Here is an 18703-nt window from a genome sequence, read left to right as displayed (position 1 = left end):
GGTTGTCAGACAACTGGCTCACTGTGACGACCTGTGTAGGAGTGCTGTCCGATGGAAAACCGGCTGAGTCCCCACGCGCTGGAGCTGCTCGACGACCTGGTGGAGTCCTCCCGCGCCCTGGGTGCCGACCCCTCGCTCGTGCTGCACGGCGGCGGCAACACGTCGGTGAAGGCAACCTGGCGCGACGTCACCGGTGACGAGCTCGAGGTGCTGTTCATCAAGGGCAGCGGCCATGACCTGGCCACCATCGGGCGTGACGGCTTCGCTCCGCTGCGCCTCGAGCGCCTCCGCCAGTTGCTGCCGCCGGTGAAGATGGGCGACGTGGAGCTCGGCAACGAGTTGCGTGCAGCCTCCTTCGATGCCTCCGCGCCGAACCCGTCCGTCGAGACGCTGGTGCACGCGCTGGTGCCGCACGCGGCGGTGCTGCACTCGCACGCCGACGCCATCCTGGCCGTCACCAACACCGAGGGCGGCAAGGCCAGGACCGAAGCGCTCTACGGCGACAAGGTCGTCATCGTCGACTACGTCATGCCCGGCCCCGACCTGGGCGAGGCGTGCTTCGCCGCCTGGGCCGAGCAGGCCCACGAGGGGACCGAGGGCATCGTGGTGCTGAACCACGGGCTGTTCGCGGTGGGTGACACGCCCAGCGAGGCGCTGGCCCGGCACGAGGAGATGATCGCCGAGGCCCGCGAGCTGCTCGGCGAGGTGCCGGAGCGCACGGCCCACGCGATGCAGGACGCGGTGGACGTCGTGGCGCTCGCGGAGCTGCGCGCCCGGATCAGCGCAGCCGCCGGCAAGCCTCTGGTGGCGCGGCACCGCGCCGACGCCCAGGTCAGCGCCTTCCTCACCGACCCGGTGCTGCGCGAGTCGACGCAGCAGGGACCGATGACGCCCGACCACGTGCTCTACACCAAGCGCACTCCACTGCGGGGCAGGGACGTTGCGGGGTTCGCCTCGGCATACCGGGACTATTTCGCTGCCCACAAGGACCGGCGCGGTGTCGAGCTCACCATGCTGGACCCGGCGCCGCGGATCGTGCTGGACGACGAGCTGGGCATGCTCTCGTTCGGGCGGACCGCCAAGGAGGCGGGCATCGCCGAGGACATCTACTCGCACACGCTGGACACGATCGAGCTGGCGCAGGGGCAGGGCGGCTATGTGGCGCTGCCGGCCGGTGACATCTTCGACCTGGAGTACTGGGTGATGGAGCAGCTGAAACTGCAGCGCGCCGGGAAGCCGCGGCCGCTGGAAGGCCAGGTCGCCGTGGTGACCGGCGCCGCCTCGGGCATCGGGCGGGCGTGCGCTCAGGAGCTGATGGCCGCCGGCGCGGCGGTCGCCGGCTGGGACCTCGCGGACGGGACCGCGGACACCTTCACCGACCCAGCCTGGCTGGGACTGACGGTGGACGTGACCGACGAGGAGCAGGTCCGCACGGCGCTCGCCGGCACGGTCGAGCGGTTCGGTGGCGTGGACATCGTCGTGGTGTCCGCCGGGATCTTCCCGCAGAGCCAGGACATCGCCGACCTGACCGCGGACCAGTGGCGCAAGACGATGGCGGTCAACGTGGACGCCGTGGCGACGCTGTTCACCGCCGTGCACCCACTGCTGCGGCTCGCGCCGTCCGGTGGTCGCGTGGCGGTCGTGGCCTCCAAGAACGTGCCCGCTCCCGGCAAGGGCGCCGCTGCCTACTCGACGTCGAAGGCCGCCCTGACCCAGCTCTGCCGGGTGGCGGCGCTGGAGTGGGCCCCGGACGGGATCCGGGTCAACCTGGTGCACCCCGACGCCGTCTTCGACACCGGGCTGTGGACCCCGGAGCTGCTGGCCAGCCGGGCCGAGCACTACGGGATGTCCGTCGAGGACTACAAGCGCCGCAACCTGCTGCGCACCGAGGTGACCAGCGCCGACGTCGCCCGCGGCGTGCGCGCCCTGGTGGACGAGACCTTCGCGCGCACGACCGGCGCGCAGGTCGCCGTCGACGGCGGCAGCGAGCGCACCGTCTGACCCGCGCGCACCAGCCCACCCACCGGACGCCGCGCTGCGAACCGCTGAGGTTGGTGGCCCACTGGACAGAGCTACTTGCAGATATAAGTGAAGACGTTCTACACTTGCATCTGAAGCAACCTGTGGAGGTGAACGAGTCATGAGCTCGACCATGCTGAATGGCGACCGTGTGCTGACCAGTGGGCACGAGGCTGCTCTCGCTGAAGACGCCGTCGCTGCGTTGCGGGGGCCGTCGGGTTCGTTGAGCATCGAGTGTGGCGATGGGAAGCGCGAGCCGCTTCCTCCTGAGCTGGGACGGATTCTCCAGCATGTGCTCGATGTCATGTCCACGGGAGGAACTGTGACGATCTCGGCGATCCCAGAGGAGCTCACCACGACAACGGCTGCCTCGATCCTGCACATGTCTCGTCCGACTCTGATGGCGCTCATCCGAGACGGTGACCTTCCTGCTCACAAGGTGGGATCACACCACCGGCTCAAGTCTTCCGATGTGTTTGCTTTCCGCAAAGCCCGTCGTGAGCGGGAGCGGGCAGCGTTTGAGGCACTGAGGGAAATGGATGACAGCGACGTCTGACGTCTCGGTTAGTCTCCCGGCATGGGAGGGCTACCGGTAATGCGCGTCCTGGTCGACGCCAACGTGTTCTATTCGAGAACTGTGCGGGATTGGCTCGGCCTCATGTACACCACGCCCGAGGTCGAGCCGTTCCTCGTGTGCTGGACCGAGGACATCATGGCGGAACTCTTGTATCACCTGCGCAAGAACCACCCTGGGTGGAATGGTGGTCGGATCGTCGCCGTTCGGGACCAGATCTGTGGCACGTTCGAAGCCGGGCGCGTTCGCGACTACGCAGGAACGAACGAAAGTGTGCGGGATCCCGGTGACGCACACGTTGCTGCTGCGGCAATTGCCTGCGGTGCCGACATGTTGCTGACGTTCGATGTGGATGACTTCGTCAGTTCCGATGAACTTCCGTATGAAGTGTGGACGCCGGATGACTTCTTCGTGCTCGTCAACGAGTCATCACCGAGCTTGATCGCGAGTTGTGTGGAGAAGCAGATCCAGTATTGGAGCCGCAAGCGGGAAGACGTTGACTTGGTCGAAATGTTGCAGCGTGCTCACTGCCCCAAGTTCGCCGATGTCATTCTGGGACACCTGCGTGACATCGCCCACCAGCGGTAACGCTCACTCTGGAGCGGTGCATGCTCACGCCTGGTGGGCACCTTTCTCGATAAGCCGGCGAACTATGGCGGCTCTTCCCGGCGCGGTGTCGCGCGGCCTGCTCGCGGGAGAAGAGTTCGTCGGTCTTCGTCAGGACGAGTGTGTAGGGCCGTCCCCTGCGACGCGTGAGGTGTCGCACCGGCAGGGTGGCCTCGTCGATCCAGTGGTGCACCGACTGGCGACGCGGTGCCGCCAACGGCCACTCCAGAGTGCGCTGTGTTGCCGAGGCGAGGAATCTGGCGAGTTTGTCCGCGTCCTCCCCACCGGTGCTGGTCCAAGGGATCGACCAGTCATCCGACTCCCGCTGGGGGCGGGCGAGGACCTCGGTGAGCAAGTCGTGCAGGTGCGTGAAGAGCGCGCGCATCGCCGTGTTCGACGGAGGCTCGTGCGAGCGGACGGCCGACACCAGCAGCGGCAGGACGCGGTCGCCCGCCGCCTTCAGGTGCCCGACGACTGCCGTGCCCCTCTGTTGGTCGACGACAGCGAGGACTGCCGCCACCGCTGGGCCGAGAAGATCGAGATCCTTGTCTCGCTGAGCCACCCGCCTGTCCTGCAGAGCAGAGTCGACCGCAGCCACGGCCCACTCGGACATCCACAAACCAAGCCAGCTGACCACCTGGCGGCCATCGACGGACGCGAGCTCACGGCATACCGCTCGCAGGTGGGTCTCGACCCAGGTGCGGCGATCTTCGCGGATCAGCCGGAAACCCCCGTCCAACTGTGCGCGCAGGGCGGTCCACCACTGGCTGGGATAGATCATGGCCAACTCAGCGAGCTGCGCGGCGTGCTCGACATCCAGCATGTGCACGTCGAAGGGCGACAGCACCGCCAGCGCCCGCTCGCCGTCCTCGATTCCCGCCGCCACCAGGAGGGCGGGGGTGAGCAGAGCCGCCGGCGCGGTGCGTCCCCAAGCCGACGCGAGCCCGTCCGCCTCGCGGCGTGCCCGCTCCTGCTCACCCTTGGCCAGCGAGGCCAGGATTGCCTCCAGCGCCCACCCCGGGCTGGCCTCGGCGCGAACAGCGAAGCCCTGATGCGACGGCCAGATGACCAGGGCGGCCCGGCGATACCACCGGTCCACGGTGTTGCCGTAGTTGCCCATGTACCCCTCGAACTCGGAGGCATAGGGCGTGAGGTCGTTGGACGGGGTGACCGCGACGACCTCGTCCCCGCCGAGCGGCAGGGTGACTTCGCCAGTGTTGCCCGGGTCGGCCCACCAGGTCAACGCGACGCTGTTGTCAAGGAGCGAGGTCACGTCGTGGACGTCCTGGTCAGGCTCGTCGTAGTCGTCCTCGTCCTCGTCGTCATAACCCCCAGCCCAGCTCTCATAGGAGTCGAACCCGGCCTCCCACGTCTCCTGGATCTCGGTCTGGGCCAGGATGGCCTCACAGTCGGCGGCCTTGGCCGCGGCGATCAGCAACCCCGCCCGCCGCGCATCCTCGCCCTTGAGCTTGCCGGCGCTCAGTCCGCGGCGGCTGTATTCGTGGTCGAGCAGGAAGGCCAAGCGGTGGGTGTCTCGCTCTTGTCGGAGTATGGCGAGGTGATGGCGGTGCTGAAGTGTGCCCGCAGCAGCGCCGTTGCCTGCTCCACCGGACCGTCGAGCGTGACGTCCGAGACGCCCTCTTGCAGGACGTTGAAGGTCAGCGTGATCCGGTGACCGGTGCGCACCGGCAACACCTCGTGGTGGCGGTCTGGATAGAACACCACGAGAGACAGCTCCTCGCGGGACGCGGCATACTCCTGGGCTCCATCCCGACCGTGGACGACGAGCTCGCCGCCGGTGTGCTTGGAGGGGAGCGCAAGCACCAGCGTGGCCACCATGTCGTCGTGCCTCTCCGAGTCCTGGTGCGCGGCGAAGAACTGGCCCTTGCCATAGACCAGCATCGAGTGCAGCTCGACCCGCAGGCGCGTCGGATGCTGTATGCCGATCGCGGCACCCAGGTGCGCCAAAGCACCTTCGAGGTTGGCTCGCAGCGGTCGCCTCCGAGGGTGACCTGCTCGGGTGTGATCTCTCAGGTGTCGCACACCGATGGGTCGTGCAGGGTCTGCTCGCCCTTGCCGAAGCGCGCGGGTCGAGCCATGGCCACGAGCTTCTTGATGTCTACCGGGCGGACCGGTAGGTGGAACTCGCCGACGCCATCCACCCGGAGGTCGAGCACCAAAGCCGGGATCTGCACCGTGGCACTGTCGGATGTGGTCGCCGCGCTGCCGGCGAGCAGTTGCGCCAAGCGGTCCTTTGCGGTGTGGTCCACCTTTGGGTCACCGTCCTGCGATGGGGTCATTTTCGGCCTCGGTCATGGGTGTCAGCAGGTTGTCAACAGAGCCGGTCAGTCCACACCATGTCGCTCCACGGCTCGGGTGGCGAGCTGCAATGCCAGGCGGGTCTCGGGGTCTTTCAGGTCGGCTCCGAGCAGGGTCTGGATCCGGCGCATCCGCGTGGTCACGGTGTTGCGGTGCAGACCGAGCCGGTGGCCCGTCGCGACGATGGAGGACTCCTCGTCCAGATAGACGGCCAGCGTCTCGCGCTCGTGCTCACTCAGCGGTGACAGCAGCGAGCTGGCCGCCCGAGCGAGGGTGTCACCGGTGGTTCCGGCCAGGAGCAGCTGGCCGAGGCCGAGACGATCAACGTGCACGAACCAGCCGGCCCGTTCACGGTCACTGGCCAGCCGGGCGGCATCTCGCGCTTCGCCGAGGGTGACGGTCAGCCCGAGCGGCCCCTGCTGGACCGACCCGACACCGGTGGCGACGCGGAAGCTGGCCAGGGCCGCCTGGTGCAACTCGAGCAGGTCCTGGGCGACTCGGGAGACCTGGTGGGGTGTGGGCGCGTCGGTGAAGCTGACCCAGCCGGTGACGCCGCCGCCGCGGGTGGTCGCGCGGGAGTCCAGTGGAATGGTGGCCAGGTGGGCGTTGACCACCTGCAGGAGTTCGAACGGGTCGAGACGGCCTCGGCCGAGCACGCGGAACCCGATGTGGTGGCCGCTGGTCCGCCAACCCCGGGCGCGCATCCGGCGCTCGGTCTCGGCGTCTGCGGCACCTCCTGCCTCGAGGAAGTCACCGAGCAGGCCCGAGGAACGGGACACCTCGCTGACGGCCTCGACCTCGTCCACCAGCAGGCGTGCCGCGACCATCGGCATGACCATCTCCACGGCGGTGGACAGCGCGGTGCGCTGGGCCCTACCGGTGTCCCGGCTGTGCAGCACGATCCGCAGGTCCGTGCGGCTGCGGCTCTGCACCGGCACGGACGCCGCGAACCCGTCCCCGGTGACGGCCACGTCGAGCCAAGCGCTGAACGTCATGCTGGTCAGCAGCGACTCTGGGAGCGGCTCCCCGGCCGTGCTCAGCACCCCGTCAGTGCCCACGAGTGCGATGCCGTGACCCACGTTGGCCGCCACGTTGTGCAGGAGGTCCTCCATGCCGACGGCCTGGTACTCGATGGACTGGGCGACCCTGCGCACCACCGACAGTGCCAGCACGTTGGGTGCCTCGACCAGCTCCCAGGCGGCTCGGGCAGTGCGGATGGGCTGCTGGGCCAGCAGCACCACGAGGTCAAGGGTGCGGGCCAAGGGCTCGATCGAGGTGGTGAGGGCGCCGGACACGATCAGACCGGTGAAGCCCCGGTCCCGCACGCGCCGCAACAGGGCATCGACCTGCCAGGACGCGGTCGGCATCGGGGAGAGCAGGATCGCCAGGGCCTGGTCGACCTGAGCGGGGAGGTCCCCCTCGCGGCTCTCGACCACGGTGGTGGACCAACTGCGCTCTCCTCCTGCCAGCACGACCAGGCCGCCCGTGCCAGGGTGCTCTTGGAGGCTGGTGAGGCTCAGCCCTGGCTGGCTCATAGGCGCCATGCGGACAGGCCCTCCAGACCCCAGTGGGCGGGACCGGCGACGGCAGCCCGCCGCGCGTCCTGCCACCACCAGGGCGACGCGGGCAAGGTCAGCACAATGAGGTCCCGCGCCAGGGTGCACTCGTGCACCTGCAGCGGTGCGCGGGTCGTCGCGTCGAGGGTGACCACCAGCGTCGGAGAAGTGGCGACCACCTCGCCGTTGAGCAGGGCAGCGATGTGCTCCGACCGGGACACCAGGCGCAGCACGTCGCCGTCAGACGTGCGCAGCTGCGCTGAGGTCACGTCGGCCCGGCGCGGCTCCTGCCGCACCTCCATCACGCGACCCACTCCCAGCAGCCGGCCCCCCAACTCTGCAGCCAGCGCGGCCGGGCCCCGGTCGACGGCTGCGGTGAGAGAGCGCCCCAGCGTCAGCGCGCGGGCCGTGCTGCCCCTGATGGCGTGGGTGGCCAGGTCGCCCACGGTGAAGCCGCCGATGACCAGGCCGGCCCAGCCGCCGTGCGACTCCAGGGCGGAGCGCAGCACCCGCTCGACGTCCGAAGGGCGGGCGCCGTGCAGGAGAGCCACGCCGCCGGAGCCGGTCGGGACGCACGCCACGAGGCCCGGCACCTGGTCGATGAGCAGCGACAGCTGGTCCAGGCCGGGCAGGGCGCGGCCCATGCAGTCGGCGTCGACCACCTGGTGGGTGTCGGCCAGGTGCAGCGCGGTGAGGGCGTTGAGGCCGGCCGCCTCCAGGGTGCACACCGCGGTGGCTGGCGAGCCCAACCAGCGCCCCACGGCGGCGATCGCCTCGGCGAACGACGCCTCGTCGGGCAGCCGTTCCTCCAGCAGCAGGGTCGAGCCGACATAGCTGACCGCGATGCACGGGGTCGCCGGGTCCAGCTCCGTCACGTCGTGGACGGTCACCGGCCAGGACGTGCCTCGCTGCGCCATGATCAGTCCCACGTGGGGAGAGCCGCCTCCTCCGGATCCGAGCACGGCTCCGCCCAGCGCCAGGGCGGGCAGGTCGGCTCGGTCCAGGAGCAGGGGCACCCCGCCAGACTAGTTCGCGTTGGTCGCGATCTCCGGTGCCGGCACGAGGTCCTCCACGGGCACGAACTCCTCGGTCAGTCCGAAGGCGGTCGGGCCGAAGGCTGCCAGCGCGTCGGGGGTGCGCATCAGGTCGGGGGTGGAGATGCCCAGCACCCGCACCCGCTGGCCGTAGCGCAGGCCCTCGGTGGTGATCGGCTCGGCCGACTCGCTCTCGGTGACACAGATCAGGTCCGGGACGATGGCCACCAGCTCGCCGTTGCGCAGGGCGATCAGGTTCTCGTTCTGGAACCGGATCTCCAGCTGCTCATCGCCGCCGCCGACGGGGGCGATGCGGGCGACGCCCTTGGCGAAGCCCTCGGTCGTGCGTCGGTCGACGTCGACGACCTTGCCCTCGAAGAGCGTGCGCACGTGGCAGTAGAGCGTGCTGGCCAGCGTGTCCTGGATCGCCTCGAACGGGGACCGGTGCTCCTCGCGCGCCTCTCGGATGGCCCGGCCCAGGGCCAGCGCCATCGACAGGGTCCGGGGCACCGCGGTGCGCCGGACGTCGGCGCCGGTCATGGCGTACTCCGCTATGTGGCCGACGCCGCCGAGGCGGATGGTGACGGCGCGGGCCAGCCACTCCATCTGCCGGTCGTCGTCGCCGGTGTCGATGATGACGCGCTCGCCGCGCTCGCCGGCCAGGGCGAGAGGGGAGCCGTGCACGCCGTAGACGGCGAAGGTCTCCATGGACAGCTCGGGGAAGGCGCGGCCCATGCCGTCGGCGTCCACGACCGGCAGGCCGGTCTCCGCGGCCACGATCAGCGGGATCATCGAGTTGATGCCGCCGCACTCGATCGGCATCGTCGCGTCGGCCCGACGGTCCAGGTGCTCCTCCAGTATGCGCAGGGCTAGGGTGGGCTCGGTGCCGGCCGGGATCTTCTCCACCATGACTGTGGGAGCACCCATCTGTGCCGTGGGGATGACGAAGAGATCGTCGGCCAGTTCGTCGGGGTCCAGGACAGTGATCGAGCCGTCGCCCAGCACCCGCTCTACGAGCATCTTGCCGATGTAGGGGTCGCCCCCGCCGCCGGTGCCGAGCAGTGTCGCGCCCCGCGCGAGGTCGGCCAGGTCCTCCCGGGTGATCTGCCAGGTCATGTCACATCCTCCTCTGTCGGGTGATCGGGTGAGCCGTCGAACCGGTGACCTGGCACGGCATACCCGAAGTAGGCCGGCCCGACCATCTGCAGGGCCTGCGCGGTGTGCCACCGCGGGTCCGAGGGTGCCGCGATGATCCGGACCCGTTGCCCGTAGTGCAGACCCTCGGTGGTGATCGGTTCGCCGGAGTCGTGCTCGAGGACCATGATCAGGTCCGGTGTCGTGGCCAGCACCGTGGCGCCGCTCTGGGCCACCAGGTGCTCGTTCTGGAAGGAGAGCTCGAGGGTCTCGTTCGTGCCCTCGATCCGGGACCGCCCACGGGCGAAGCCGGCGGTCGTGGAGCGCTGGACGTCGACGACCTTGCCCGCGAACAGCTCGCGGCCGCCGAGCACGTCGACCACCGAGGCGACCGGGTCCTGGTTGGCTCCCCGCGACTCCGTGATGGCCCGCCCGACCTGCACCGCCCGGGTCACGGAGTCCTCCACCATGGTGGTGCGCGCCTGCGCGCCGCGCTGTGGGAACAGCGCGATCATGATCGTGCACCCCATCTCGACGCAGGCGACCCGGGCGATGCGCTCGGCCCAGCTGTTGTCGACGGTCTGGAGCACCCCGACGTTGCCCTTCTCGTCGGCGAACGATACCGGCGAGGCAGCGATGCCGGAGAGGGTGGGCAGCACCATCTGCAGCTCCGGGAAGGCCCGTCCCATGGCGTCGGCATCCACCAGTGGCAGCCCGAGGGCCGCCGCTGCGGCCACCGGGAGGGTGGAGTTGACGCCTCCGATCTCAGCACAGACGATGTGGGTGATCGGCCCGTCGGGCAGGGCCGTCTCGACGGCACGCACGGCCGCTCTGACCTCGTCCAGGCTGGGCAGCTTCTCGACCATCACGGTTGGTGCGCCCATCATCGCCACCATGACGACCATCGCGTTATCGGGGAGCTTGTTCAGGGGCACGACGTCAACCGGGCCGTGGGCGATGATCGCCTGCTCGGCGAGCAGGGCACCCACATGCGGGTCGCCGCCTCCACCCGTGCCGAGCACGGCGGCACCCCGCGCGAGGTCGCGGACGTCGTCAGCGGTAAGGGTCCACGACATCTCAGGCCCCCATGTCCAGGTCTCCGACTGCCTTGACCCGGATGCGCGTGGCGTTGCCGGGCAGGTAGGGAATCGGCACCTCGTCGAAGTCGACGATCTGCACGCTCGAGGGGCTCGCCCCGGCCGCGATGGCCTTGTCCACGGCCTCCTGACGGGCCTCGTCGAGGATCGCGTCGCGGCGCGAGGGCTCCACCGCGAAGACCTTGTCGATCTCGCCGCCGACCTGCGCGATAGAGGCACCGATCGCGTTGGCCACGGCGTAGTTCTCGGGGCGGTGGATGGCGCCGAAAATGGGGATCTCGTCGGGCAGCAGGATCGAACCGCCGCCGACGGCCACGACGGGGATCGGCTCGGCGGACGTGCGCATCCGGTCGACCGCCTCGGCGATACGTCTCGCGAGGCCGCTGAGGGCGCGGTCCACCAGAGCCGGGTCGACATCGGCAACAAGCGAGCGGTCGCCGATGTCGGCGCGGCCCGCGGCCACCGCGAGGTCGGTCGCGGTCAGCTGTGACCCGCCGAACACCCGGGCCTGTGAGGTCAGCTGGTAGCCCACCGACTCGGGGCCGACCACGGCGGTGTCGCTGGCCACGTGGCTGCCACCGCCGATGCCGATGGACAGGACGTCGGGCATGCGGAAGTTGGTGCGGATGCCCGCGACCCGCACCTCGGTGGTGTTCTCTCGGGGGAAGCCGTTGACCAGCAGACCGATGTCGCTGGTGGTGCCGCCGATGTCGATGACCGCGCACGACTCCAGGCCGCTGGTCGCTGCGGCGCCGCGCATGGAGTTCGTCGGCCCCGAGGCGAAGGTGGCGACCGGGTACCGGCGGACGTACTCCTCGTCCATCAGCGTGCCGTCGTTCTGGCTGAGGAAGATCGGGGCGTCGATCCCGTGGGCGCGCACGGCGGCGTGGAGCCCGTCGACGATGTTGGTGGCCATCTCGCGCAGCGCGGCGTTGATGATGGTGGCGTTCTCACGCTCCAGCAGGCCGATCCGGCCGATCTCGTGCGAGAGCGAGATCGCCACGTCCGGGCCCAGCTCCGCACTGATGATCCCGGCGGCCTCGACCTCCAGATCGTGGTTGACGGGGCTGAAGACCGAGGAGATCGCGACCGACCGTATGCCGTGGCTCGCCATGTCTGCGGCGTGCCGGCGCAGCTCGTCGTGGTCGATGGGGGAGATGGGCCGCCCGTCGAACTCGTAGCCGCCGTGGGCCAGGTAGGCCCGGCCCTGGATGGCCGCGCTCAGCCGCTCCGGCCAGTCCACCAGGGGCGGAAGCGCCCGGGTGGCGGGGAGGCCGAGTCGAAGAGCTGCCGTGGGGGCGAGCCTGCGGGCCTCGACCAGGCCGTTGATGAAGTGCGTCGTGCCGATCATGACCGCCTTGACGGTCGACCCCTCGAACTGGCGTTGCTCGCGCAGCCGCTCGATCGCGCTGATGATGCCGCTGGTGACATCGTCGCTGGTGGCCTGCTTGACGGTGGCCAGCACCTGGGTGCCCTCCATCAGCACCGCGTCCGTGTTGGTGCCTCCGACATCGATTCCGATGTGCATGGTCTGTCTCCTCGGGTCTGTGGTCAGGGTCAGTTCGGCTGGGGTGCGAGGTCGGAGGTCTGTGGTGACCGGGTCCGGGCCACGCCCACTCCACGGACCAGACCAAGGCGCCCCGCCACGACATACAGCACGAACGACAGGACCAGCGAGGTGATGCTCGGGATCCCCCAGTCGAGGAAGTAGCCGACCAGTGAGGAGACCAGCCAGATCACCAGGGTGGCCGGGACGACGCGGGGCGCGGTCTCGGGCAGGGTCACGGTGGCCCGGGTGGCGTCCAGCTCGCCCCGCCAGGTCTTCACGACGAAGTACTCCGCGATCATGATGCCCGCGATGGGCGGGAAGGCCGCCCCCAGCACGATGAGGAACTCCGTGAAGTGCCCCAGGATCCCCACCGCGGCCAGGACCGAGCCGACGACGCCGAGCACGATAGTGGTGGTCACCCGGTGCAGGTCGCGACCGAAGGCCGTAGAGATGAAGTTCACCAGGCCCAGGGCGGAGGAGTAGAGGTTCCAGTCGTTGATCTTGAGGGTGCCGGTAACGACGATCAGCAGACCCACTAGCCCGACCGAGGAGGTGATGATGGCCACGATGTTGCCGGTCCCCGCTGCGTGGGCCAGCAGCACGCCTGCCAGGCCGATGACGAACTCGCCGAGGGTGACACCGACGACCGTCTGCTTGACGACGTCCTTGGCGGAGCGGTTGAAGCGGGTCATGTCGGCCGTGATGATGGCCCCGACGATGAGCCCACCGGCGACGATGGCGGTGCCGGCAGATAGGGAGAGGGGTTCACCGGGCGGCGGTGAGGTCAGGAGGTCGCCGATGCTGTGGCGGCTGAGTTCGGTGATGATCGACCAGCCGACCAGCACCAGGAAGAGCGGGACGGTGACATTGGCCAGCCACTGCATGCCGCCGAACCCGAACGCGACGATGGCCGTCACGGCGAGCCCGAACAGCAGGCACCAGGCCCAGATCGGCATGACCCCGGGCAGGAGCGAGTCGAGGGACTCCGCGGAGATGGCCGACTGGATGCCGAACCAACCGATCAGGCTGATGCCGATCGCGAGCCCGACCAGCGACGCGCCGACCTCACCGAAGCCCGTCCAGCGGGCCAGCAGTGCAGTGTTGAGGCCCTCCCTCTGACCCACGATGCCGACGATGCACATGATTACCTCGAGGATGAGGGACCCGAACAGGAACGCGAGGACCGCGTTGCCAAAGGTCATCCCGTAGCCGAGGGTGGCCCCGAGCAGGAACTGGGAGAGGGCACTGACCTGCCCGAACCGCTGCACGGCGATCCCGAACCAGTGACGCTGTGCCGCTGGGGCGACCCTGGACAGGGCGAAGTCGTCTGCATGAGCCATCGTGGCGTTCCTTCCGGAGGGGTTGACCTACGAAACGTACGGCGGCCTGGTTGGCGGGACAATAGGCGAGGTGCTGAAATTCATGGGCCTGAGTGGGCACATTGCCCTGATGGTCGAGGACGACACGCGAGAGCAGGGATAGACGGCGACGGCGCGGTGCGGGAGCAAGGTGCAGACCGGCACGTCGCCGTCGCGGCCGGTGACCTCACCGGCAGGGTGCTGGCCGAGGAGCGGGTGGCGTGCGAGCCGGACGGCTACGCCTCGGACCTGGCCCTGGCGTCCTCGATCTGGGAACGGATCAACCCCGGCGTCGGGCCGCTGCGCCACGTCGGCCTTGGCCTGCCCGCGCCCGTGGTCAACAACGTCGTCAGGTCTGCAGCGATCTTCCCGGGCTGGGAGGGCGTGGACGCCGCCGAGGCGACTGCGGAGGTCTTCGATGCCCCCGCCCAGGTCGAGAACGATGCCAACCTGGGCGCCCTGGCCGAGCACCGGGAGGGTCAGGCCCGCGGGCACAGCGCGGCGGTGTTCGTCAAGATCGCCAGTGGCGTCGGCGCCGGGATCATCATCAACAACGAGCTGTTCCACGGGGTCGACGGCACGGCCGGAGAGATCGGCCACCTCACGGTGGACGAGCAGGGGCCGATGTGTCGCTGCGGCAGCCGCGGGTGCCTGGAGACCTACACCTCCAGCGAGCACCTGCTACGCCTGCTGGGCTCCCAGCTGCCCGGGGCCACGTTCCGCGAGGTTGTCGTGGCCGCGGGGGAGGGCAACCTCGCCGCACGGCGGGTGATCGAGGATGCCGGGCTGCGCCTTGGTTGGGCCCTGGCGACCGTCCTCAACCTGCTCAACCCGGGCGTCGTCATCCTCGGCGGGGCGGCCGCCCAGGCCGGTGACCTGCTGCTCGAACCGACCCGTTCCGGGCTGCGCCGGCACGCCCTCGACTCCGTCGCCGAGACGCCGATCGTGGCCAGTGAGCTGGGTGGCCGGGCCGGCCTGGTCGGTGCGGTGCACCTCGCGGCCGAGCGCACCGACCTGGTGACCTCGTAGGCGGGGGTGTCGCCGGAGCACGTGAGCCAGCGAGAGACTCATGGCACGCATGGGTGGCCGGGGATGCCGAGAGCGACTTACGGCAGCTCGGCGTCCGCCTGCGGGTATGACGGCTGCGCACCCGGGTGCTGCACGGCATAGGCCCCGACGCGCACCGCATGCCGGACGGCCGCCACCAGGTCGTCACCCTCGATCAGCCGGGCGGCGAGCGCGCCGGTGAAGGCGTCACCGGCGCCGGTGCTGTCCACGGCACTGACGCGGGGGCTCGGCACACGGGTCACCTCGTCGGGACCCGCCGCCACGACCGCACCCTCGGCGCCGAGGGTGATCACCACCGACGCTGTCCCGGCCCCGCAGAGGGCCTGGGCCGTCGCCGCGGGATCGTCGCCCTGCGACGTCAGCCCGAGCTCGTCCGCGGCCAGCTCGGCCTCGTGCTCGTTGAGCACCAGCGGGTCGGCAGCGGTCAGCACGTCGTGGTCCAGCGCCATCCACGGCGCGACGTTGAGCACCACGCGGCGGCCGGCCTCCCGGGCTGCCCGGACGGCGGCCTCCGTGGTCTCCCGCGGCACCTCGCCCTGCATCAGCAGCAGGTCGCCCGCGCCCATCTGGCCGACCGCGGCGGTCGCCTGCTCGACGCTGACCTGGGCGTTGGCTCCCGGGACGACCACGATGGTGTTCTCCCCGGCCTCGGAGACGGTGATGATGGCCAGCCCGGTCGGGGAGTCCGGCGCCGTGACCACGGAGCCGAGGTCGACCCCCGCCTCACGCAGGCCGGCGAGCGCGAGCTGCGCGTCGGGGTCCTCGCCCACGGCGCCGACGAAGGTGACGTCGGCGCCCTGCAGCGCGGCGGCCAGGGCCTGGTTAGCGCCCTTGCCGCCCGCCGAGCGCTGCCCGCCCCGACCGATCAGCGTCTCGCCCGGGGAGGGGTGGCGCGGGACCGTGGCGAAGAGGTCGACATTGGCCGAGCCGATGACCAGCAGTCGCGCACCCATCGGTCCTCCTCGTGCCTCACGTGCCCTGCTTCTCCGGTGCGTCCTGCTCACTCAGCACCCTGATCGCCTCGACCACCAGCGCCCAGAAGGCGGCGTGGTCCAAGGTGGTCGCGACCTGGTGCCGACAGTCCTCGGCGGCGGGGCTGCGGAAGTCCGCGACCGTCATACCGACGGTGTGCTCACCACGCAGCTCCACGGTGAGCGGCACCTTCTGGGTCGCCACGATAGCCGGGTCGATGAGGTAGGCGATCGTGCAGGCGTCGTGGACCGGCGGGTCGATGAAGCCCTGGTGCTCCCGGTAGGCCTTGCGGAAGAAGGCCATCAGCCCGAGGAAGAACTCGCCCAGCGGCGAGTCGATGGCCCGCACCTGCTCCTCCACCTCCGGGGTGGCCAGTGCCTGGTGGGTCAGGTCGAGCCCGACCATGGTGAGCGGCCACGCCTCGTCGAAGACGATGTGCGCCGCCTCGGGGTCGACCCAGATGTTGAACTCGGCGACCGCCGTCCAGTGCCCTCGTGGTAGCCACCGCCCATCACGACCACCTCGCGCGCCCGCTCCACAATGCGCGGCTCGAGCCGGGCGGCCAGCGCCACGTTGGTCAGCGGCCCGGTGGCCACCAGGGTGACCGTGCCGGGCTCGGCCGCCATCACCGTGTCGACGATGAAGCGCACCCCGTGCAGGTCCTCCACCGGCCGCGTCGGCTCGGGCAGCTCGACGCCGTCCAGGCCCGAGTCGCCGTGGATGTCCGGGGCGATCTCCACGCGACGGACCAGCGGGCGGGCCGCGCCGGCATACACCGGCACGTCGTCGCGGCCGCAGGCCACGAGCACGCTCTGGGCGTTGCGGGTGATCTTCTCCAGCGTCTGGTTGCCGCCGACCGTGGTGATGCCGAGCAGCTCGATGGCCGGGTTGGCCAGCGCGAGCATCATGGCGACGGCATCGTCGTGGCCGGGGTCGCAATCGAGGATGATCTGGCGTGGTTCAGACATGGTCCTGCTCCTGACTGGTGGTGAGGGGGTCGGACTCCGGGGCGTGGCCGGTCACCACGTCGTCGTCCTGGGGGTGCGGGATGAGGGTGGACATCCCGAGGGCCAGCAGCAGGAGCACAGCACCGGCGAGTATGCCGAAGCGATAGCCCGCGGCCGCGTCCAGCTGGTTGGTGAAATAGGTGTTGATGGCGAAGAGGAGGGCGAAGCTCAGCCCGGCGCCCAGGTTGAAGGCACCGGAGTTCATGCCCGGCAGGTAGCCCTGGTTGTCCTTGGGGCTAAGCACGATGCCCAGGCCGTTGAGCATGATGTTGCAGACTCCGGCGTAGGTGACACCGATGAAGACCGAGACGGTCAGCAGCACCAGCGGGGTCGGGTTGGTGGTGAGGAAGGCCGCGGCGACGAGGCCGACGGTGGTCAGCACCAGGCCGCCCTGCAGCACCCACTTGTAGCCGAAGCGCGCCGCCAGCTGCCCTGCGATCGGGCCCATGATCAGGCCGGCGAGGGCATAGGGGGTCAGCGTCCACCAGGACACCTCTCCGGCGGAGATGTTGCCCAGGGCCGGGTCCTGCGCGAGGTTGGGGATCAGGCCGTTCATCACGGCGAAGACACCGGTCATCGTCAGCAGGGTCGTGGACAGCAGCGCCCAGGTGCGGCGCTCCTTTAGGTAGGTGGTGGTCACCAGCGGGTCCGGGACCCGGGTCTCGATCTGCCAGAAGACCACGAACGAGACGGCCGCCAGCACGAACAGGCCCAGCACCAGGAGCCAGTTGGCGTCGGCCAGCTTGCCGGCCTCGTCGAGGGCGAAGTAGAGCGAGCCGAGCACGACGACCAGGGCGCCCACGCCCTTCCAGTCCATCTTGGTGCCCTGCGAGCTGCGTGACTCGATGGTGCCCGCGGCGATCGCGAAGACGGCCAGGACGGCGATCAGGGCCATCACCCAGAAGACCGAGCGGAAGCCGAAGTTCTCGGCGAGCCAGCCGCCGAGCAGGGCGTCGACGCCGGCGATGCCGCCGTTGACGGCGGTGAGGATGGCCATGAGCTTGGCGTAGCGACGGGGGTCGGGCACCTGCACGCGCAGCATGATCAGTGCCATGGGCACGATCGGGCCGGAGATGCCTTGGACGACCCGCCCCAGACCGAGCACGCCGACGTTGGGCGCGAGGGCGGCGATGACGCTGCCCAGGGCCGTGAGCAGCAGCATGCCGATCATGAGTCGCTTGCGACCGATGAGGTCACCCCAGCGTGGCAGGAAGAGGGAGAACAGGGCGGCGGAGGCGAAGAAGGCGGTCTGGGACAGGCCGATCTGCGCGGAGGTGGTGTTGAGCTCGCGCTCCATGGTGGCCAGCACCGGGGAGAGCATCGAGGCGTTGAGCTGGAAGGCAAAGATGGCCGCGAGCAAGGCGGCGACGAGGGCGGGGATGCTCCCGGTCGTCCTGCGTGGCGACGATGACACAGTGGACATGCGGTTCTCCTGAGGCGCGGATTTCAGGGTCGCCGACAGGGCCGGAGCCGCGCGGGCTCCGGCTGTCGGGTGGGATCAGGCCGGGTCGAGCAGGGAGGGGGCTTCGTCCCCCTCGGACGCGCCGGCGTGCGCCAGCACGCGACGGGCGAGCGCGTGGGCTGCCTCGACGGCGGCGACCAGGTCCGGCTCGGGGCCGGGGTCGTGCAGTATGGCGGTGAGGAACCCTGCGTTGAAGGCGTCACCTGCGCCGGTGAGGTCGCGCACGACCTCGGCCGGCACGACCGGGACGGTGGCCAGGACGTCGCAGCCGCGCATCACGCGGGTTGAGTCCTTGCCGGCTCGGGCCAGCAGCAAGCCGTCGAGGCGCTCGAGCAGCGGGCCGGGGCCGTCCTCGGTGGCCAGGCCGAGCATCGCGGTCTCGTCCTGGTTGGCCGAGATGTAGTCCGGCTCGAGCTCGACCATCAGGTCCACGAAGGCGTCCTGGCCGTAGAGGTCGATCATGCCCGTCGAGGACACGTCGAAGGAGAGCTGGCCGCCGGCAGCCTTGACGGTCCGGGCGGCCTCGATGACGCTGGAGGCGGTGGGCTCGTTCTGCAGGGAGTAGCCGGTGATGTGCAGGATCCGCAGATCCTCCAGCCACGCGGGGTCGACCGGCTCGAGCATCCCCGAGGCGCCGCGGGAGGGGAACATGTTGCGCTCCCCGCCCTCGTCGATGAGGACGACGATCATGCCGGTGTCCCCGCGCCGCTGCAGTTGCACGTCGACGCCGTGGCCGGCGAGCTCGCGCTCGACGACGTGACCGCCGAGGTCGTCACCGACGCACCCGATGAAGCGGGTGGGGTAGCGGTGAGCGGCGAAGGCCGCGACGTTGGCGGCAGAGCCGCCCCTCGTCATACTGATCTGCGACTTGGTGTCCGTGGCCGGTCGGACCTCTTCCTCGGTCCACACCACAACGTCCTGGACGACGTCGCCTATGACGCCGAGCAT

16 protein-coding genes and 1 pseudogene are annotated in these 18703 nt (G+C 69.9%); 4 read left to right on the top strand and 13 right to left on the bottom strand.

The window, feature by feature from the left end; translation table 11 throughout:
- The first annotated feature begins 51 nt into the window (after positions 1 to 51).
- The 3 genes from FNH13_RS15310 to FNH13_RS15300 all read left to right on the top strand — a co-directional run bounded on the left by FNH13_RS15310 (position 52) and on the right by FNH13_RS15300 (position 3181).
- Positions 52 to 2001 carry a bifunctional aldolase/short-chain dehydrogenase gene (locus FNH13_RS15310; protein ID WP_143784219.1) on the top strand — a complete coding sequence of 650 codons (1950 nt, stop codon included), beginning with the start codon at positions 52 to 54 and terminating at the stop codon, positions 1999 to 2001.
- 139 nt (positions 2002 to 2140) lie between these two features.
- Complete coding sequence (locus tag FNH13_RS15305) at positions 2141 to 2575, top strand: helix-turn-helix domain-containing protein (protein WP_143784218.1); 435 nt, start codon at positions 2141 to 2143, stop codon at positions 2573 to 2575.
- 21 nt (positions 2576 to 2596) lie between these two features.
- On the top strand, positions 2597 to 3181 hold the full coding sequence (locus FNH13_RS15300; RefSeq protein ID WP_202878800.1) for a PIN domain-containing protein: 585 nt from the start codon (positions 2597 to 2599) through the stop codon (positions 3179 to 3181).
- Here FNH13_RS15300 and FNH13_RS15295 read toward each other — a convergent pair.
- The 9 genes from FNH13_RS15295 to FNH13_RS15255 all read right to left on the bottom strand — a co-directional run bounded on the left by FNH13_RS15295 (position 3141) and on the right by FNH13_RS15255 (position 13228).
- Positions 3141 to 4721, bottom strand: coding sequence for a hypothetical protein (locus tag FNH13_RS15295; protein WP_143784217.1), 1581 nt, complete (start codon positions 4719 to 4721; stop codon positions 3141 to 3143). The genes FNH13_RS15300 and FNH13_RS15295 overlap by 41 nt on opposite strands.
- On the bottom strand, positions 4679 to 5167 hold the full coding sequence (locus FNH13_RS15290) for a 2OG-Fe(II) oxygenase (protein ID WP_143784216.1): 489 nt from the start codon (positions 5165 to 5167) through the stop codon (positions 4679 to 4681). Before FNH13_RS15290 ends, FNH13_RS15295 begins: the two co-directional genes overlap by 43 nt.
- A gap of 62 nt (positions 5168 to 5229) precedes the next feature.
- Positions 5230 to 5469 (bottom strand): hypothetical protein, encoded by a 240-nt coding sequence (locus FNH13_RS15285; protein WP_143784215.1) that lies wholly within the window; start codon positions 5467 to 5469, stop codon positions 5230 to 5232.
- Positions 5470 to 5544: 75 nt separating this feature from the next.
- On the bottom strand, positions 5545 to 7053 hold the full coding sequence (locus tag FNH13_RS15280) for a PucR family transcriptional regulator (RefSeq protein ID WP_143784214.1): 1509 nt from the start codon (positions 7051 to 7053) through the stop codon (positions 5545 to 5547).
- A complete protein-coding gene (locus FNH13_RS15275; RefSeq protein ID WP_143784213.1) occupies positions 7050 to 8090 on the bottom strand; it encodes a DUF917 domain-containing protein in 1041 nt (346 codons plus the stop codon). The genes FNH13_RS15280 and FNH13_RS15275 overlap by 4 nt, the downstream gene beginning before the upstream one ends.
- A gap of 9 nt (positions 8091 to 8099) precedes the next feature.
- Positions 8100 to 9224 carry a DUF917 domain-containing protein gene (locus FNH13_RS15270; protein ID WP_143784212.1) on the bottom strand — a complete coding sequence of 375 codons (1125 nt, stop codon included), beginning with the start codon at positions 9222 to 9224 and terminating at the stop codon, positions 8100 to 8102.
- Positions 9221 to 10318, bottom strand: a complete 1098-nt coding sequence (locus FNH13_RS15265; RefSeq protein ID WP_143784211.1) for a DUF917 domain-containing protein — start codon at positions 10316 to 10318, stop codon at positions 9221 to 9223. The genes FNH13_RS15270 and FNH13_RS15265 overlap by 4 nt, the downstream gene beginning before the upstream one ends.
- 1 nt (position 10319) lies before the next feature.
- Positions 10320 to 11867, bottom strand: coding sequence for a hydantoinase/oxoprolinase N-terminal domain-containing protein (locus tag FNH13_RS15260; protein ID WP_143784210.1), 1548 nt, complete (start codon positions 11865 to 11867; stop codon positions 10320 to 10322).
- A gap of 29 nt (positions 11868 to 11896) precedes the next feature.
- Positions 11897 to 13228, bottom strand: a complete 1332-nt coding sequence (locus FNH13_RS15255; RefSeq protein ID WP_143784209.1) for a purine-cytosine permease family protein — start codon at positions 13226 to 13228, stop codon at positions 11897 to 11899.
- A 156-nt stretch (positions 13229 to 13384) separates the two neighbouring features.
- On the opposite strand from FNH13_RS15255, the gene FNH13_RS15250 reads away from it, so the two are divergent.
- Positions 13385 to 14275: an ROK family protein gene (locus tag FNH13_RS15250; protein ID WP_165700144.1), complete on the top strand. Its 891-nt coding sequence runs from the start codon at positions 13385 to 13387 to the stop codon at positions 14273 to 14275.
- Positions 14276 to 14352: 77 nt separating this feature from the next.
- Here the strand turns inward: FNH13_RS15250 and FNH13_RS15245 are convergent, their stop codons facing one another.
- The 4 genes and pseudogenes from FNH13_RS15245 to FNH13_RS15230 all read right to left on the bottom strand — a co-directional run bounded on the left by FNH13_RS15245 (position 14353) and on the right by FNH13_RS15230 (position 18703).
- Positions 14353 to 15267 carry a ribokinase gene (locus FNH13_RS15245; RefSeq protein WP_143784207.1) on the bottom strand — a complete coding sequence of 305 codons (915 nt, stop codon included), beginning with the start codon at positions 15265 to 15267 and terminating at the stop codon, positions 14353 to 14355.
- A 16-nt stretch (positions 15268 to 15283) separates the two neighbouring features.
- Positions 15284 to 16254 (bottom strand): annotated as a pseudogene (gene uriH, locus FNH13_RS15240) (uridine-preferring nucleoside hydrolase UriH).
- Complete coding sequence (uriT, locus tag FNH13_RS15235) at positions 16247 to 17716, bottom strand: uridine transporter UriT (protein WP_143784206.1); 1470 nt, start codon at positions 17714 to 17716, stop codon at positions 16247 to 16249. Before uriT ends, uriH begins: the two are co-directional and overlap by 8 nt.
- 75 nt (positions 17717 to 17791) lie before the next feature.
- A complete protein-coding gene (locus FNH13_RS15230; RefSeq protein ID WP_143784205.1) occupies positions 17792 to 18703 on the bottom strand; it encodes a carbohydrate kinase family protein in 912 nt (303 codons plus the stop codon).

Origin of the sequence: Ornithinimicrobium ciconiae, assembly GCF_007197575.1 — a bacterium.
GTDB lineage: Bacteria > Actinomycetota > Actinomycetes > Actinomycetales > Dermatophilaceae > Ornithinicoccus > Ornithinicoccus ciconiae.
Note: the sequence above shows the minus strand (reverse complement) of the source record. Positions and strands in the feature narration are given on the sequence as shown.

What these genes read in the sequence shown, in the direction of transcription:
- FNH13_RS15310 (WP_143784219.1), top strand. Translation starts at nt 52, where the DNA reads ATGGAAAACCGGCTGAGTCCCCACGCGCTGGAGCTGCTCGACGACCTG.
- FNH13_RS15305 (WP_143784218.1), top strand. Translation starts at nt 2,141, where the DNA reads ATGAGCTCGACCATGCTGAATGGCGACCGTGTGCTGACCAGTGGGCAC.
- FNH13_RS15300 (WP_202878800.1), top strand. Translation starts at nt 2,597, where the DNA reads ATGGGAGGGCTACCGGTAATGCGCGTCCTGGTCGACGCCAACGTGTTC.
- FNH13_RS15280 (WP_143784214.1), bottom strand. Translation starts at nt 7,053, where the DNA reads ATGAGCCAGCCAGGGCTGAGCCTCACCAGCCTCCAAGAGCACCCTGGC.
- FNH13_RS15270 (WP_143784212.1), bottom strand. Translation starts at nt 9,224, where the DNA reads ATGACCTGGCAGATCACCCGGGAGGACCTGGCCGACCTCGCGCGGGGC.
- FNH13_RS15265 (WP_143784211.1), bottom strand. Translation starts at nt 10,318, where the DNA reads ATGTCGTGGACCCTTACCGCTGACGACGTCCGCGACCTCGCGCGGGGT.
- FNH13_RS15260 (WP_143784210.1), bottom strand. Translation starts at nt 11,867, where the DNA reads ATGCACATCGGAATCGATGTCGGAGGCACCAACACGGACGCGGTGCTG.
- FNH13_RS15255 (WP_143784209.1), bottom strand. Translation starts at nt 13,228, where the DNA reads ATGGCTCATGCAGACGACTTCGCCCTGTCCAGGGTCGCCCCAGCGGCA.
- FNH13_RS15245 (WP_143784207.1), bottom strand. Translation starts at nt 15,267, where the DNA reads ATGGGTGCGCGACTGCTGGTCATCGGCTCGGCCAATGTCGACCTCTTC.
- uriT (WP_143784206.1), bottom strand. Translation starts at nt 17,716, where the DNA reads ATGTCCACTGTGTCATCGTCGCCACGCAGGACGACCGGGAGCATCCCC.
- FNH13_RS15230 (WP_143784205.1), bottom strand. Translation starts at nt 18,703, where the DNA reads ATGCTCGGCGTCATAGGCGACGTCGTCCAGGACGTTGTGGTGTGGACC.